15 protein-coding genes are annotated in these 16,146 nt (G+C 54.1%); 12 read left to right on the top strand and 3 right to left on the bottom strand.

Annotated features, from left to right (window positions below; translation table 11 throughout):
- The first annotated feature begins 2 nt into the window (after positions 1-2).
- From MFFC18_RS13630 to MFFC18_RS13680, 11 genes are read left to right on the top strand one after another with little or no spacing between them, the layout of a single operon-like run.
- Positions 3-1,460 carry an efflux RND transporter periplasmic adaptor subunit gene (locus MFFC18_RS13630; protein ID WP_075086043.1) on the top strand — a complete coding sequence of 486 codons (1,458 nt, stop codon included), beginning with the start codon at positions 3-5 and terminating at the stop codon, positions 1,458-1,460.
- Positions 1,457-2,791: a hypothetical protein gene (locus MFFC18_RS13635; protein WP_075086042.1), complete on the top strand. Its 1,335-nt coding sequence runs from the start codon at positions 1,457-1,459 to the stop codon at positions 2,789-2,791. The genes MFFC18_RS13630 and MFFC18_RS13635 overlap by 4 nt, the downstream gene beginning before the upstream one ends.
- Positions 2,788-6,303 carry an ArnT family glycosyltransferase gene (locus MFFC18_RS13640; protein WP_075086041.1) on the top strand — a complete coding sequence of 1,172 codons (3,516 nt, stop codon included), beginning with the start codon at positions 2,788-2,790 and terminating at the stop codon, positions 6,301-6,303. Before MFFC18_RS13635 ends, MFFC18_RS13640 begins: the two co-directional genes overlap by 4 nt.
- A gap of 3 nt (positions 6,304-6,306) precedes the next feature.
- Complete coding sequence (locus MFFC18_RS13645; protein ID WP_075086040.1) at positions 6,307-6,780, top strand: response regulator; 474 nt, start codon at positions 6,307-6,309, stop codon at positions 6,778-6,780.
- A 59-nt stretch (positions 6,781-6,839) separates the two neighbouring features.
- Positions 6,840-6,998 carry a Lacal_2735 family protein gene (locus MFFC18_RS13650; RefSeq protein WP_148618869.1) on the top strand — a complete coding sequence of 53 codons (159 nt, stop codon included), beginning with the start codon at positions 6,840-6,842 and terminating at the stop codon, positions 6,996-6,998.
- 6 nt (positions 6,999-7,004) lie between these two features.
- Complete coding sequence (locus MFFC18_RS13655; RefSeq protein ID WP_075086039.1) at positions 7,005-8,039, top strand: ligase-associated DNA damage response exonuclease; 1,035 nt, start codon at positions 7,005-7,007, stop codon at positions 8,037-8,039.
- The gene (locus MFFC18_RS13660) at positions 8,032-9,699 is read left to right on the top strand and encodes an ATP-dependent DNA ligase (protein ID WP_075086038.1); all 1,668 of its coding nucleotides are present in this window, start codon (positions 8,032-8,034) and stop codon (positions 9,697-9,699) included. The genes MFFC18_RS13655 and MFFC18_RS13660 overlap by 8 nt, the downstream gene beginning before the upstream one ends.
- Entirely contained in the window at positions 9,692-12,241 is a 2,550-nt protein-coding gene (locus tag MFFC18_RS13665; RefSeq protein WP_075086037.1) for a ligase-associated DNA damage response DEXH box helicase, read from the top strand. Before MFFC18_RS13660 ends, MFFC18_RS13665 begins: the two co-directional genes overlap by 8 nt.
- Positions 12,238-12,915: a ligase-associated DNA damage response endonuclease PdeM gene (gene pdeM, locus MFFC18_RS13670; protein ID WP_084417368.1), complete on the top strand. Its 678-nt coding sequence runs from the start codon at positions 12,238-12,240 to the stop codon at positions 12,913-12,915. Before MFFC18_RS13665 ends, pdeM begins: the two co-directional genes overlap by 4 nt.
- A 36-nt stretch (positions 12,916-12,951) precedes the next feature.
- The gene (locus MFFC18_RS25815) at positions 12,952-13,122 is read left to right on the top strand and encodes a DUF2256 domain-containing protein (protein ID WP_075086036.1); all 171 of its coding nucleotides are present in this window, start codon (positions 12,952-12,954) and stop codon (positions 13,120-13,122) included.
- Positions 13,119-13,379 carry a TIGR03643 family protein gene (locus MFFC18_RS13680; RefSeq protein ID WP_075086035.1) on the top strand — a complete coding sequence of 87 codons (261 nt, stop codon included), beginning with the start codon at positions 13,119-13,121 and terminating at the stop codon, positions 13,377-13,379. The genes MFFC18_RS25815 and MFFC18_RS13680 overlap by 4 nt, the downstream gene beginning before the upstream one ends.
- A gap of 101 nt (positions 13,380-13,480) precedes the next feature.
- Here the strand turns inward: MFFC18_RS13680 and MFFC18_RS13685 are convergent, their stop codons facing one another.
- Together MFFC18_RS13685 and MFFC18_RS13690 are read right to left on the bottom strand one after the other, a co-directional pair.
- The gene (locus tag MFFC18_RS13685) at positions 13,481-13,933 is read right to left on the bottom strand and encodes a hypothetical protein (RefSeq protein WP_075086034.1); all 453 of its coding nucleotides are present in this window, start codon (positions 13,931-13,933) and stop codon (positions 13,481-13,483) included.
- Positions 13,934-14,023: 90 nt separating this feature from the next.
- A complete protein-coding gene (locus MFFC18_RS13690) occupies positions 14,024-14,566 on the bottom strand; it encodes an NADPH-dependent FMN reductase (protein WP_075086033.1) in 543 nt (180 codons plus the stop codon).
- A gap of 350 nt (positions 14,567-14,916) precedes the next feature.
- Here MFFC18_RS13690 and MFFC18_RS13695 point away from each other — a divergent pair, with 350 nt between their 5' ends.
- Positions 14,917-15,174, top strand: coding sequence for a hypothetical protein (locus MFFC18_RS13695; protein WP_075086032.1), 258 nt, complete (start codon positions 14,917-14,919; stop codon positions 15,172-15,174).
- A gap of 16 nt (positions 15,175-15,190) precedes the next feature.
- On the opposite strand, the gene nhaR is transcribed toward MFFC18_RS13695, so the two are convergent.
- Positions 15,191-16,096, bottom strand: coding sequence for a transcriptional activator NhaR (gene nhaR, locus MFFC18_RS13700; protein ID WP_084417367.1), 906 nt, complete (start codon positions 16,094-16,096; stop codon positions 15,191-15,193).
- Positions 16,097-16,146 lie beyond the last annotated feature (50 nt).

Genomic DNA, 16,146 nt, shown 5'->3' on the forward strand with positions numbered 1-16,146 from the left:
CCATGTTCTATCGAATACTACAATCCATTTTTGATTTCCTGCGTGCCCAATGGTGGGCTCTTACGCTGTGCATCGTAACGGCCGCCGTGTGCCTGTTGGTTGTCTACAAATTGGTATGGCCCGCGTATCAAAATCCGATCGCGCGGATGTACACCTCGAAGCTTGGCTACTCGTCAGTTCTGCGAAAGACCGGCGGAGCGTTTCCTGTTTCGTCCGCTGAAGTTCTGCCCCGCGAGATCATTGGAAAGTTTATCGGCGAAGGCTTGATGCAAAGCGAACCGGTTCAGGTGCCGATGGTTGCGATGGCTAACATCGTTAAAGTCCACGTCGTAGAAGGCCAGCGAGTCAAGCGAGGCGACTTGATCATCGAGCTCGATTCGTCGCGTCTACAAATGAAGATCGAGTCGGCCAGAGCAGCGATCCGAACTGCGAAAGCGGAACTCGAACGAGTTCGCGTCGGCACGGTGAACGTGCTGCAGGAGGAACGTCCGGACATCCTTGCCGTTCGGATCGATATCGTAAAAGCCAAACTAAAGCTGGCTAGAGAAACGTTGGCGATGAACCGACGGTTGAGCAAGAAGGGTTCGGTCCGGCCCACCCTTGTATCCGAAAACAAACTTGCCGTAACACAAGCGGAGCTTGAACTGCAAGAACTGCAACTCGCGTTCAAAACAGCGAATGAAGGCCGCGTCAATAGTGTGGAGATCGGTGAATCGGCGATCGCAGAAGCCGAATTGACGCTGGCGTATCGCCTGAAGCAATTGGAAGACTACAAGTCCTACGCTTCGGCAGACGGAATCGTGGAACGAGTTTTGGTTCACGATCGGGAATACAACCAGGATCCTGGTCGCCCGGGTGTTCTGTTGGCCAGCGGATTGTGGTTTGAGTGCTACCTGGATCAAACGGCATTGGGCCGAATCCAGAAAGGAGACCGGGTCGAAATTCGGTTGAGCGCGTATCAGGATCGAATTTTCAGCGGCAAAATCGAACTGGTTCGACCGCTTGTCAACTTTGCGCTTGGCGGTCCGGAAACCAATCGCCCAATTCGACCATTGGGAACGGGAGCCCCTGAATGGCCGGCGACTTTTTCAGTCCGAGTCAAGCTCGACCCAACCGACGATCTGGTCGTCCCTGGTCTGACGGGTTACGCCACGGTTTTGCAACAGCGAAACGTGCTGACGGTCCCTCGCGGCTGCGTCAACGCGGTTTCGGGCAATCGTGGCATTGCCTTCGTTATCGGTGACGATGGCGAGTCCTTCGAACCGCGAAATGTCGTGACCGGAATTCGCGATGACCTGTATGTCGAAATTGTCGAAGGGCTCAACGAAAACGAGTTTGTAATCACGGACGGGCACCAGGTTCTTGAGCCCAACGACCGCATCAACATTGTGGATGGACCAGCTCCGGAATCGGCACGCGAGCCTCCGAGCGAATACGCTGTAGCGAGCCCAACGCCATGAGCAAATTTTTCTCTTTGAATCGGCTGCTTTTTCTTGGCTTGACGATCGCGGGAATGGCTGCCGTGGCACTCGGAGTCCGGGAAGATTGGTTTAGCGTCCCGATCGCCCCGCCTGAAGGTGCCAGTTCGTTCACGGACATCACCGTTTCGAAGCCGGGCTGCACCGTATTTTTCAAAGCAGCACTTGCGATCGGAGTCATCACGACGGCGGCATCGTGGTTGTGGAAGCGACAATGGTCCGCAGCTGGATCTTCGATCGCGTGCCTGATGATCCTGATCCCCCTGGCCTATCCTTACTTTGTAATTGTTCGCAGCCCGCACGTATCGGCCGACGCAGCGTGGCTGCAGATGCAGCACAACAACCTAACGTGGCTTGGCGGAGACATTTATCTCAACGCCGAGTACGGCAGCAAGGGCTGGCGTTCAAAATCCTACATCGTTGACGCCCCACGACAGCTTTCGGTTGTCAGCCTGCCATCGTGGTCACCGTGGGAACTGGGCTTGCATCGAACCGAAGACCTGATGCTGTGGCTGGGTTACTCAAACGCGTTTTGCCAGTTCGCAGGCCGTGGTTGGGCGTTGGCAATCGTCGGATCGTTCCTGTTATTTCTGGCCTCACTGCAGAAGGAAAAGGAGCTCGATTTTGGTCGAGCCGGAAGCGCGATCGCTCTGTTTACTGTCGTCGCCATCGTGGCTTCGGTCGTCGGTTGGTCACGGCCGTTCATGGCCAGCCAGCAGATCCGCCTGGCTTCGGAACTTTCCAGCCAAAAGCAGTACGAACAGGCCAGCTTTCACCTCGAACGAGCCGTCGAAGTCTTGCCGGTCCTGGGACAAGATACGTTCTACGTTTCGCAGCGCGGCATCCTCGACCGACGTTTGGGAATCGAAAGCGACTACGTTCGCTTGCAATCCGCTCGCAGTTTCGAAAGCGATGGACGTTTTGATCAAGCGTTTACAATCCTCAGCGAATTATGCGATTCAGAGAATCCAGCGATTCGACGGGAAGCCAATCGCGGGATACTGCGATTCGCGATTCAGGATTTCAATTGTGCCCGATTCGAGCTTTCGGCGGCGCGCTTCCGGTTCGTGCTAAAGCGAAATCCTTGCGACGTCAAACTTATCTATTTATTGCAACTGCAAGGAATCAGAGAATCGAGGATCGATCGCGTCGAAGAGATGCGTGACTGGATGTACGCGGCCTCCAATCGTTTTAACTTTGGGACGAAGAAGATTTTACGAGCCGTCGCACAGCAGAACTCGGCAACGGCCACGGGACTGACAAACGACGCTGATGAAATCTGGGCTGCTCAAACACGGGCGAAGAAGCCATGACTGAGCATCGCCCAACCACGCCAACCGGCCTGACGCTTGGCATTTTTCTTCTTGTCATGATGGCGTTCATGGGAACGACCGCCTATGCGGTTGCGCTGTATCGGATGTCGGCGAACCAGCCGTTGAGGAACACCGCCTATGAAAGCGACTGGATCTGCGCTCCCGGAGCACCGTCTCACGCCGGCTATTTTCGCAAACGATTTGACCTGACGAGCGAAGTTAAACACGCTTGGGTCAAGATCGTGGCAGCGGACGCATACGAAATCAGCGTCAATCGTAACCCGATGGGGCGCATTTATCTTTGGCGTCCAACGCGTCCTTTTCAAACGGGCACCAGCGAAAAAGGCCAGGTGTTGCAACCAAATAATCCTGCGATGGCGTTGAACTTTCCTCGCGAGTACCAGTGGGACGGCCACGACACTTGGCGCCTGCCCAGCTACATCGAGTTGACGTCGTCGTTTCAAGTTGGAAAGAACGTGATCACGATTGAAACAGAATCGCGGTCGGCGCCGGCGCGCGTCAGTTTCGTCGGAGAGATTCAGCTCTACAACGGAAAAGTCATCCCGCTTCGCAGCGACGAATCGTGGTCGTCCGAGCCAGCCATACCCGGTCCGCAGTTGCTTGACTGGACCGAGCTTGGCTATTGGGACAAAGAATGGCGGCACGCGAAAATCTGTGACGGACCTGCCGATTCCGGTTATCGCTCGCACCCCGAAGAAATCTATCGCGAGCCGTTTCGGGGCAACTGGATGCGACACCCGAAGGCGTCGAACAAAGCCAGCGTTTCCTACGCAGCGGACTGGATGGTCGATCGACCAATCGACGAAGCCTGGATTCGCTTGATGACCAATCGGAACTATGAGCTTCAAATCAACGGTGAACTTGTGCGAGTTGCCTCGATCAAGCCGCCGGATTTGGACAATGGTGAATGGGTCTTTGGCCGCGCGTCGGCGTTTGATCCATCGGCCAAGCCGGAGTTGTTGGACCCGGATGAAGTCGGATCAAATTTTGTTGGTACGCGATTCGAGTCACCGCGAAAGGGACATCGCAATCTTGGCGAATTCCGCAATCCGTACTCTCCAGCGTTGACGCCATTCCGTTACATCCGAACTTACAATCGAGCCCAGGCTCCTGGAGAATGGGACCCGAAACGGACGCTCGCAGAATCGCGCCGAACTCCCGAAACACCAGACCTTTTTCCGGAACGGCCGCGGCCCAACGCACTGAAACACGACACGTCCGTCGGTGGATATCTGAGCTACAGCATCGCGAACTTGCTCCAGCCGGGCATGAATCGAGTCGAGGTTTTCTGTCTGGACAAGTCGAACGCGATCTGGCCGACGCAAATCGCGGTCGACGGAGGAGCCCTCGCAGATGATGGAACGCGAATCGATTTCGTAGACAACGAACGCTGGCGGACTCATTGCGATCGCGAAATCGAAGTCTACGACGGAGCCAACGGTGAAGTCCCCGTCAGAGTGCTCGGCCCGGTTCTGAGCTCCGGTAAAGCTGCGCCTAAAATGCAGTATCGAGGCAATGCGCTCAGCCCGCAACAATTGGATATTCTATTGCCACAAGCCGTGTTTCAGGTTTCGATCATCACGCTGATTGGCGTGTTTATCGTCGTCTTGGGTTCACTAATTGTCGGTCGATCGATCCAGGAAGACGAGACTCCGGTTTGGCAATCGACATGCCAAATGATTTACGCGATGTTGCTCACCGCGACGGTGACGATTGGTTGCGGGCTTCTACTGGAAAGTTCGTGGGCAGAGCGTCACGAGTCGTTGTGGACGCTGCGCGGGGAGCACTGGAAAGTTGTTTTTCCCTTCGCAATTTTCGCGTCGCTGCTAGTTGGACTGTTGGACATCATTGGACGATCCGGATTCGCTGGCTTGCGAAAAAAAGGCCACAGTGTTTTCGATGTACTTCGCGATTTGCCGAAAACGAAACTCTGGTTCCACCTTTGCCTCTGGGTTCTGCTGCTGGGCGTGTTCCTCCGAGCGTATAAGCTCGACCTGCAACCGCTCGACGACGACGAATATGCTTCGGCTCAAGCCGTGATGGCGATTTTGGAAACCGGTTCTCCGGGCTTTGTGCCTGACGACGTCTACTACACCCGAAGTCCTCTGTATCACTACGCCACTGCAGCAATTGCGTGGCCATTCGGCGGCAACCTTTGGAGTCTTCGTTTGCAATCGGTGATGTGGAGCATCGGCACGGCGTGGCTGGCGTATCTGGCCGGAGCAAGACTGCTGCAGAATCGTTGGGTCGGGTTTGTCACGATGGTTTTGATCTGCGTGCACCCTTTCGAGATTTTCACCGGGCACGTGATACGTTTCTATCAAATGCAGCAATTTTTTGCGCTGCTGACGGTGTATCTGTTCTGCCGCGGCTTTGTGACAGAACAGTCTCAGGGATATCGAGTCGCCACGTTGATCGCGTTTCTGTGTGCTGTTGTCAGCCAGGAAATTAGCGTCGCCATGGGACCGTCTTTGCTGTTCGGCTATCTTATGTTCGCCAAAGACCTCGGATGGAAAAACAACTTCACGCTGGTCCTCGTTTCCGCTTCCGTCGTCGCGCTGATCGGTTTGGACTTTGTTGTTTTTCAAAACCTTTGTCTGACACGCACCGAAGGCGTTTCTCCGTCGATCGAAGCCGCCGTCAAACCGCACTTCTGGTATCCCATGAACATGCTGTCGATGCTGTTTGGATATTCGAGGTTGCATGTCGTCGTGAGCTTCTTTTTTGTCGCCGGGTTGCCTTTGATTTGGCGTGAGCAGAATCGCAACGCCTTGGCATTGCTTGCGTTCTTGATCTCAGGAATCGTGATGACGAATCTGTTGGTGACCAACGTCAGCTTTCGCTACCTTTATTGGTTGATTCCGATCTGGTTGTTGCTTTCTGTTGATTCGGTTCGGCTCGTAATTTCCACCCTGGTCAGTATTGTCTATCCCGTCTCAGAGCATTTGAACCGACATGCGTCGACCCTTGCGGTTTGCTTTTTCGTGTGCTTCGTTGCAATTATCGCGAGCTGGTCACCGTGGCGAATCCCAGGATCTTACGAACTGAGAATTCTAGGCGATTCAACCGGGGCCGTTCGTTGGGTCCGAAGTCAAAAAAGGGCAGGGGACCGTGTTGCGATTACCGAACCGCATACGCATTGCGCGTACATGGAAGGCGGAAAATGCGACTACGACCTGGCACTTCCGTTGCTCTACGATTTCGCCGTGATGCGTGACGGAAAACTGGTCGATCGCAACGGCGGCGGAGAAGTCCTCAGCAACGTTGATCAGCTTGTTGCCGAGTTTGCGGACGGCGAAAGGATCTGGGTTTTGTTGAACCGGGAGAAGTTTCGCACTCGCGGAAAGAACATGCGATGGGAGTATCCCGGCGCGCGATTTGAGATGTTTGTTCGCAAAAATTGCGAGCTGAAGTATCGAACTTATCTATGGAGTGTTTACCTCTGGGATCCGTCCCGAGGCCACTTCCAACCGTTTCGACTACAGGAGTAAACCATGAGTAAAACCACCCGAATCGTTTTCGTGGACGACGACCCAATGTTGCTGGCAAGTACCAGACGGCAGCTGCGTCGGAAAATTCCGAATTGTGAAATGCTGTTCTTCGAAAGGGCCGCTGAGGCTCTCGACGCGATCGCTGAAACGCCGGCTAATGTCGTTCTGTCGGATTTGCGAATGCCTGAAATGGACGGCGATGAGTTCCTGGCTCAAGTCGCGGATTTACACCCCGATACGGTGCGTTTGGCGTGGACCGGACAGTCCGAAGCCGCTCAATTGAAACGGGTTCTAAACGTCGCGGACCGGGTTTTTAGCAAGCCTTGTCCGACCCAGACGCTGATCGACATCATCCGAATCGTGAATGAACTTTGCCATCATCCACCTCAGCAGCGACTGCCATTGCTATTGGCCGCGTTCGATGAACTTGAGGTCGATTGCTTTCTTCAGGAACACGCCGCTGCAACCGGTAGTTGAGCCGTTGTGAGGGAGTTCGTTTTGCGGTTCACTGAGAGGCAATTATCTCAGGAGAAACCATGTTCGGATTCGCGTCAAAGAAAGAAACACTGGAAAAGAAACTCCATAAGTTGATGGACGAAGCTTATCGGCTATCCCATTCGAATCGCCAGGCAAGCGATGAAAAAACAGCTCAAGCGGAAGAAGTTCGCAAACAGCTGGAGGCTCTGGAAGACTGACCAGCGATGGATGAACTGCTCACTGTCACCCCAAAAGGACTCTACTGCCAGACCGGAAATTTCTATGTCGATCCATGGCGTCCGGTAGACCGCGCGCTGATCACTCACGCTCACGCCGACCACGCACGCTGGGGCTCGAAGAAGTACCTCGCGGCGGCATCGTCCCGACACGCTCTGCGAATTCGCATGGGCGACAAAGCCGATCTTGAGTTCCAACCTTTTGGTAAACCAGTGACCATCGGTGGAGTCCGAGTCACGTTCTACCCAGCCGGGCACATTCTGGGATCGGCTCAGATCAAAATCGAGAAAGACGGATACTCGACCGTCGTTTCCGGGGATTACAAGCGAACAAACGACCCGACTTGTCAGCCCTTTGAACCTGTTCGGTGCAATACGTTTGTCACAGAGTCGACTTTTGGATTGCCGATCTATCGCTGGCCGGATCCCCAAAACGTTTTTGATCAAATCAATGAGTGGTGGCGGAACAACCAGCAATCTGGAACCGCCAGCATGTTGCTGGCCTATTCATTGGGCAAAGCACAGCGGTTGCTCGCCGGCGTCGACGCTTCGATTGGTCCTATCTACACCCACGGAGCCGTTCACAAACTCAATGCAGGGTATGAGGCGTCTGGCATTGCGCTTCCCGCAACGACCTATGTTGGCGACGTTGACCCGAAAGAGACTGACTGGAGCCGCGCGTTAATCGTAGCGCCTCCCGCCGCGGCCGGGACTCGCTGGGCACAACGATTTGGGAAATTGAGCGTGGGCATGGCGTCCGGGTGGATGCAGATTCGAGGCACGAGGAGGCGTCGTTCGATGGATCGGGGATTCATCCTTTCGGATCATGTCGACTGGAGTTCGTTGCTGCAGACGATTCGCGAAACAGAAGCCGAAAATGTTTGGGTCACGCATGGCTATTCCAGCATCGTTGCTCGGCACCTTGAAACGATGGGTCTCAATGCCAGCGTGATCGAAACAGAATTCGAAGGCGAGCAACTGATCGAAACGTCGGACTCCGGCAAGGAGGACGCTGGTGATTGATTTTTGCGAACTCTATTGGCAACTTGATTCGACGACGAAAACCAACCAGAAAGTTTCTGCGCTGAAATACTATCTTGCGAAAGCCGAACCGGGCGATGCGATTTGGGCGATTTGGTTTCTCACCGGCGAACGGATCAAGCGGCTGATCCCGACAAAACTGCTTCGCCAGTGGGCGATGGAGCGTGCGGGAATCGAACCGTGGCTGTTTGAGGAATGCTACGACCGAGTCGGCGATCTTGCGGAGACGATCTCTCTTTTGCTGCCGCCGGGCGAGTCGAAGTCCGATGTCTCGCTGAAGGACTTGATCGAAGAAGAGCTGTTGCCGTTTCGTGAACTTGATGACGAACAAAAGCGGACTCAGACGTTGAAGCTATGGAGTCTGTTCGACCAACGTCAGCTATTCGTGCTGGGCAAGCTGATGACCGGAGGGTTTCGCGTCGGTGTTTCCAAAAAGCTGGTGGTCCGCGCCATCGCGTCACAATTCGAAATCGATCCTGCAGTCGTCGCGCATCGCATGATGGGCCAGTGGGAGCCGACGGGCGAGTTTTTCGAAACGCTTGTCGACCCGAACCAGACCGAAACGCCGATCAGCAAACCATATCCGTTTTTTCTGGCCAATCCGCTCAAGAATGGTCCAGATTTGACGCTGGGACAGCCGACAGATTGGGTTGCCGAATGGAAGTGGGACGGAATCCGGGCTCAGCTAATCCGTCGTGACGGCCAGACATTTCTATGGTCACGGGGCGAAGATTTGATCACGGATCAGTTTCCGGAGGTCGCCGCCGCGGCAGAGCAGCTTCCGGATGGGACGGTGATTGACGGCGAGCTGGTTGGTTGGAGCGAGGAACAGAATCGGCCTCTGGAGTTCAATCAGTTGCAACGAAGATTGGGACGTAAGAAAGTCGGCAAAAAGCTGTTGACCGAAGTCCCCGGCGCACTGCTGTGTTTCGATATACTCGAAAACGACGGCGATGACATTCGTGCCCTGCCGTTAACCGAGCGTCAAACGCAACTGAGTCAATTGCTGTCCGAGTTGGAAGTTCAAGGGCTCTCCGAACCCGCCACGCTGTTCTCCGGCCAGCAACCTTCCGTTTCAGACATCCGTCGAATCCGAGTTTCCCCGGCCGTCGAAGCGGAAGAACTGACTTCGTGGGAACAGTTCGCTGAACACCGCGAAGCCGCGAAACAGCACCGAGCGGAAGGACTGATGTTAAAGCGAAAAGATTCCACCTACCAAGTCGGCCGACCGGTGGGGGACTGGTGGAAGTGGAAAGTCGAACCGTACACGATCGATGCCGTTTTGATCTATGCACAGCGCGGTCACGGGCGACGCGCTAGCCTGTACACCGACTATACGTTTGCAGTTTGGCAGGACGCGGAACTGGTACCATTCGCGAAAGCGTACTCAGGGCTGACGGATGCCGAAATTCGCAAAGTCGATGCCTTCGTTCGCAAAAACACGAATCAAAAGTTCGGCCCGGTTCGCAGTGTCACGCCGCAGTTGGTTTTCGAGCTTGCGTTTGAAAACATTCAGACTTCTACGCGACACAAATCCGGAGTCGCCGTTCGTTTTCCGCGGATCAATCGATGGCGACACGATAAACAGCCCGCGGATGCTGATCGACTGGAAACCATTTTGGAGATGGTGGCCGATGAATAGTCCGCGAACGAGAAACAGTTCTCGCCACAACGGCGTGCGGATGGTTGCTGACTGGATGAAGGCGAATGAGCGGAAACCGTTTCCGTTCCAGCGTAAAGTATGGAAGGAAATCGTCGCCGGACGAAGCGGATTACTGCACAGCCCTACCGGAACGGGTAAAACGCTGGCGATCTGGATGGGTGCGCTGGCGGCATGGCTGGATCGCACCACGCCGGCCGAAGTCGAGGCTCAAAATCATAAGCTCAACAATCGACGATCGCGACGCGTGAACCGGAATCTCTACGCGCCGATCCAGGTCATCTGGGTGACTCCGTTGCGGGCACTCGCGGCAGACACGTTGCTCGCGCTTCGCGAACCGGTCGAAGATTTAAAACTTCCGTGGCTGGTGGAACGACGTACCAGCGACACTGCCAGTTCGGTCAAAACGAAACAGAAGAATCGATTGCCAAGCTGCCTGATCACGACGCCGGAGAGCCTGTCGATCCTGCTCTCGTTTCCGAAAACTCAAGCTCAGTTTTCATCGCTGAAGTTGATCGTGCTTGACGAGTGGCACGAACTGATGGGAACCAAACGCGGCGTCCAGGCAGAACTTTGTCTTTCCCGGCTCAGGCAACTCAGCCCAACGGCGTGCACTTGGGCCGTGTCGGCGACCATCGGAAACGTGGAACAGGCAATGCAAACGGCCATCGGTCATCCGACGCTTCCGCAAGAATGCTCAGTCATCAAGGCTCCGACGCGGCGAAAGATTTCGATGAAGAGCATCGTGCCAAAATCGGTCGACCGGTTTCCGTGGGCAGGTCACATGGGCTTGCGATCGCTGAACGACGTCGTAAAAGCCATCGATTCGGTTGGCAGTTCGCTTGTTTTTACCAATACGCGATCGCAGGCCGAGCGTTGGTACGCGGCGTTGTTGTATGCCAAGCCCGAGTGGGCGGGGAAGATCGGGCTGCATCATGGTTCGCTGGATCGCAAGAAACGCAATTGGGTTGAACGCGAGCTTGATGCTGGAAACTTGCGCTGCGTCGTTTGTACTTCCAGCCTCGATCTGGGCGTCGACTTCTTCCCGGTCGAGCAAGTTTTGCAAGTCGGTAGCCCGAAAGGGATTGCGCGGCTGATGCAGCGAGCGGGACGCAGCGGACACTATCCGGGTGGAAAAAGCCAGTTGGTGTTTGTCCCGACCAACGCGCTCGATTTGATCGAACTGGCTGCAGCAAAAGATGCGCTCAAGAACAATCAAATTGAGTCGCGGACGCCGCTCAAGGGCAGCCTCGACGTACTCGCGCAGCATGTCGTGACATTGGCCGCCGGGACGGCTTTCGACGAAAGCGAACTATTTCGTGAAGTTCGGAGTACGCATGCGTTTGCGGAACTGACAGAGACTCAATGGCAGTGGGTGCTGGATTTCGTCAAGCGCGGCGGCGAGAGCTTACGCGTCTATCCGGACTTCAAGCGAGTCGTTGAATCGGATCAGGGATGGAAAATCGCTGACGAGAAAATGGCTCGGCGGCATCGCATGTCGATCGGCACGATTTCCAGCGATCGCGAAGTCGTCGTGCAGTTCATGAAAGGCGGTCGATTGGGAACGATCGAGGAACGCTTTATTTCGAAACTGAAACCGGAAGACAAGTTCATGTTCGCCGGGCGCGTGTTGAAACTGGTGATGGTCCGTGACATGACGGCGTGGGTCCGCCGCGCGAAAGGAAAAGTCGCCGCAGTTCCACGTTGGTCCGGTGGTCGATTGCCGCTGTCAAACGAACTGGCAGAATCAGTTCGCAGTAAGTTAGGCGAAGCCAACCGCGGGCAGTTTCGCGGCCCGGAAATGCGTGCAGTGAGGCCGTTGCTGGAACTGCAGGCTCAGTGGTCGGCCGTACCTGACGAGGATTCGTTGCTGATCGAGAAAGTGAAAACTCGAGACGGATTCCATGTGTTCGTCTATCCGTTCGAAGGCCGACTGGTCCACGAAGGTCTGGCCGCAATCCTCGCATGGAGGATCAGCCAGATGCAACCGATCACGTTTGCGACCACGATCAATGACTACGGTATCGAACTTCTGTCTCCAACGGATCCGCCGCTCGAAAAGGCATTAGAGTCTGGTTTGTTCTCTCCGCTCAACCTGCTGAATCAAATTGAAAAGAGCATGAATGCCACGGAACTTGATCGACGACAGTTCCGCGACATCGCGAGGATCGCCGGGCTGGTTTTCGGCGGCGTTCCCGGACATCACAAGTCGTCGCGTCAGCTTCAGGCTTCGAGCGATATGTTTTTCGATGTGTTTCGTGAGTACGATCCGGAGAATCTGTTGCTGCGACAGGCTCGACGTGAAGTTCTGGACATGCAACTTGAGCACGTCCGTTTGGCTCAGGCGATGGAGCGTCTGTCTGCGGCGAAAATCGTGTATCGTGAGCCACCCAAGCCGACGCCGCTCTCGTTTCCGATTCTGGTGGATCGATTGAGGCTGCGGCTTTCGAGCGAAAAACTCTCCGACCGCGTTGCCAGAATGACGCAACAGTACGAGAGAGCTGCGGAGAAGAAATTGAAATGAAGGCTACTCTCGACAGTCAAATAGAGCTTCGTTTCGGGGATTGCGACTTCGTCCTTCGAGGAGACGGAACGGCTTTCTTGCCGCGGCACAATGCGCTACTGGTTGCCGACCTGCACCTCGGAAAAGATGCTTCGTTTCGAGCCGCCGGGATTCCCGTTCCTGCCGGAATCAATCTGGCGTTGCTGGCTCAACTTTCGCTCGCAATTGAGCAAACAGCAGCCGATTCCGTTTACATACTTGGCGACATGATTCACGACGCGAGATCGATGACCGATGAAGTGATTGATGTCGTATTGAACTGGCGGAAACAACATGCTGCAACGGACATCATTCTGGTGCGAGGAAATCACGACCGTCATGTAGCTGACTTTCCTGAAAAGTGGCAGTTGAATGTGCAAACTGAAGTGGTGCTGGAGAATTTTGAACTGCGTCACATCGTTTCGCCGCAGACGCTCAAGCAAAACAAACACTTTCAAATTGGAGGCCACTGGCATCCGGTGGTCACGCTGGGGCGCGGCGCAGACCGCACAAGGTTTCCCTGCTTTGTGGTCGAAAAGCGATCAATCACGCTGCCGGCCTTCGGTCCTTTCAAAGGTGGATTCAAGCAACAACCGTCTGCTCAGAGTCGTTTCTATCCGATATGCGAAGGCAAAATTTGGATCAGCCGCAGCTAGTCGTTAACTTTTGGCGTCCAAACCGGTTTTCAGCGAATGGCCCACACAAAGCAAAATCTTCCGCAGAAAACGTGCGCCACTTGTGGACGACCTTTTCGCTGGCGGAAGAAATGGGCCAAAGTCTGGGACGAGGTGAAATTTTGCAGCGAGCGTTGTCGCCGTAACAAACAGGGATCAAACGTGACCGTGGATAGAAAGCGGCGATGAAGAAAGCAAAAACCCAACTGAATCAGGAGCAACTGGATCGCGTGATCCAAATGGCATGGGAGGATCGAACGACATTTGACGCAATTCGTATCCAATTCGGTCTGCAATCGGGCGAGGTGATCAAGCTGATGCGAGCAAACCTGAAGCCGACTTCGTTCAGGTTATGGAGAAAGCGAACGGTCGGCAGGAACACGAAACACCTGGCGAAGCGCAATTTTGTCGTGGGACGATTCCGCTGTCCAAGTCAACGCGGCTGATCGCTACGAACGAAGAACCGAGCCAGATGTTTGGAACGATCCGGTTCGGTGCAGTCGTTGTTATCGGCCGGCTAACGTGTTTGGCTACCGACAGTCTGAAATCACGGACGAAAATTCTGGCTAAAACTTGAATTCATGATCATCGGTTTGTAGACCGGGATGATTTGAGTCTCGATCTTGTAGTTGTTCTTCTGACGCAGTTCTTCGGCTCGGACCTCTGCACCGTTGTAGGTGCTGACTTCGTCGACTTCCATCCAGTCCGATTCGTCGATCCAACATGATCGACTTTGCAAGACTTCGTATGCCGGATTCGCGGCAAAGAAAGCATCGCCGTCAGCCGTTGACTGAAACGCTCGCCACTTCTGATTGACTTGATGCCAGGGGTTAGAAATCGGAGCATGCGTGTCGTAGTAGACTGCAACGCCGTATTCATCACGCTGCCGAATCTGAATCTTGTAGTCAAACATCGTGTCGTACGGATTGGCCTGTTGGGCTTCGGCAGATTGGCAAATTGAGATGGCGGCAATGACGGCAAAGAAAGTTGTACGGAACATTTTGGATCCCTCTGGAGCGACATGAAACGAAGTAGGCAACTCTCTTCAAAGCGTGCGTCGGGATTGAATGTTACAGGCAAAATATGCGAATCAAGCTTTCAACGCGTTCAATGCTGCCAGAAGCGATCCCGCAAGCTCGTCATCGGAGAGCTTTCCGGCAGAGACATCGAAATTGTCACCGAACAGGGGAACCGAAAGGCTGGCTTTGACGTCGGCACCGAAATAGAGCGCGGATTCGCTGGCGATCTTCAGCACGTTGGCGGCTCCGCCTTTCCCAGGCGACGTTGACAGAATCACCATCGGTTTTCCTTGAAATACCTTGGGTTCGATTCTCGACATCCAGTCAAAGATGCTTTTCCAGGCTGCCGTGTAATTCCCGTTGTGCTCAGCATAAGAAATCAGCAGAACATCAGTCAAGCCAATTTTCTCAAACAGCTTCTTTGCCGCCTCCGGAATGCCAGATTCTGTCTCGCGATCAATCCCGTAAATCGGAGCATCGAAATCGTTCAGATCCACCACCTCCAACGTAGCGTCAGCACCCACTTCTGACTGCAAGACATTGCCTGCATGCGTCACCAATGCTTTATTGATCGAATTTCGACTATTGGTCGCAGCAATCGCCAGGATCTTCATTTCGGTACCTTGGTTAGATCGAAGTCTGTCATCAGATTTGGTTGACGGTCGTGACCGCAACACGAGTCACACTTTACCAAAATGCCGGCAATGCCTTCAAGATATCGAAGGCTGACAGGAATCGTCTGTCCACATGCATCTTGGCGGACTCCAACCCTATGAGATCTTCACAATACCGGGATATGACGCCGTCAGATTGATTTGAACGAGGAGGGAAGCCCCCAAAAGCGATACGTAGATTTTTACTATACAACCTCCACAGAATTACTTCTTTTACTTCCCGTCAGCAGTGCGGTATTGTTCCCTGTCACGCGATCTACTTGAAGATATCAATTTTAAGGAATGCCAGAATGGATACCGAACAGCTCGAATTGTGCAGTTGCTTTGATTGCGGTTGCGTTCAGAAAAGCGTCCAGGTTTCGAACGCCAATCGCTCATCTACGAGAGCCAAGAAGATCGTTGCGATGTATGTCGTCATGGTTGCCGTCAGCACAACCGCAATCTTCTTTTTGGAGCACGCGTCGTTATTGAATGCGTTTCGGACGGCACTTGTTGCGGCCGTAGGCAAAACCATCGCGGCTAACTGGGTGTCCGGATTGTTTGACTGACCTCCGACGACTTCTCTCAGCTTGACTCCGACTGATCAAAAAGTTCATTGCGTGCCTGTTTGACGATCTTGAGCGTTGCCGCGTGATGAACCCGTTTCTCCGCACTGATTGCATAGAACTTGTCACGGACGTCTTCGATGCGGCCGACAAGGTGAACCCCAAGCTGCTTTTTAACCAGCTCTTCGATCGCGGTCGGAACAGGAAAGATGCCTTCTCCATGTTGACCAAAAACTTTAAGCAGAGCGCTGTCTTCAAATTCGGCAACGATCTCCGGAAAGATCTCGAGATTGTCCAACCAGACATCGAGAGATCGTCGTACCGCGGTATGATCCGTCGGCAAAAGACACGGAGCATCCGTCAAAGAATGTGGAAAACCGCGGCGGTACTTTTTCGCCATCGAAGGAACGGCCAGCATCGACAAACCGCACTCACCGAGCTTGTGATTGTAAACCTTGAACTCCATCGTCGTTGGAGCTGGGGCGTCGGAAATAATCAGGTCCAGTTTGTGCAGGGCCAGATCAGTGAGCAGATCGGGCAATTTTCCTTCGTAGCAAACGGTCCGAGGCCGCTCGTCCATATGGAGCGCCGGTTTAAGTAACTGAAATGCCACATGTTTTGGCACAACGTCAGGTAACCCTACGACAAATCGTTTCCGATTTCCCAGATGGCCCGTTTTTACGAACTCACGCAACTCGTGACCAATCGAGAAGATCTCGTCGGCGTATTTGTGCACCTGAGTTCCAAATTCGGTCAGTGCCAATCCGCGTCCCTGTTTCTCGAACAGATTCTTTCCGAAGGCACCTTCCAGCTCCTTGATCTGAGCGGCAACGGTAGGCCGAGCGAGGTGCAAAAGCTCAGCCGCTGCGGTGACGGTCCCTGCATTGGCTGTCATCCAAAAATAGTACAGGTGATGGTAGTTCATCCATTCCACGGCAGTCCCTTTCGACAGCGGCGTCCAAATAATCGATACGT

The organism is Mariniblastus fucicola, assembly GCF_008087665.1.
Lineage (GTDB): Bacteria > Planctomycetota > Planctomycetia > Pirellulales > Pirellulaceae > Mariniblastus > Mariniblastus fucicola.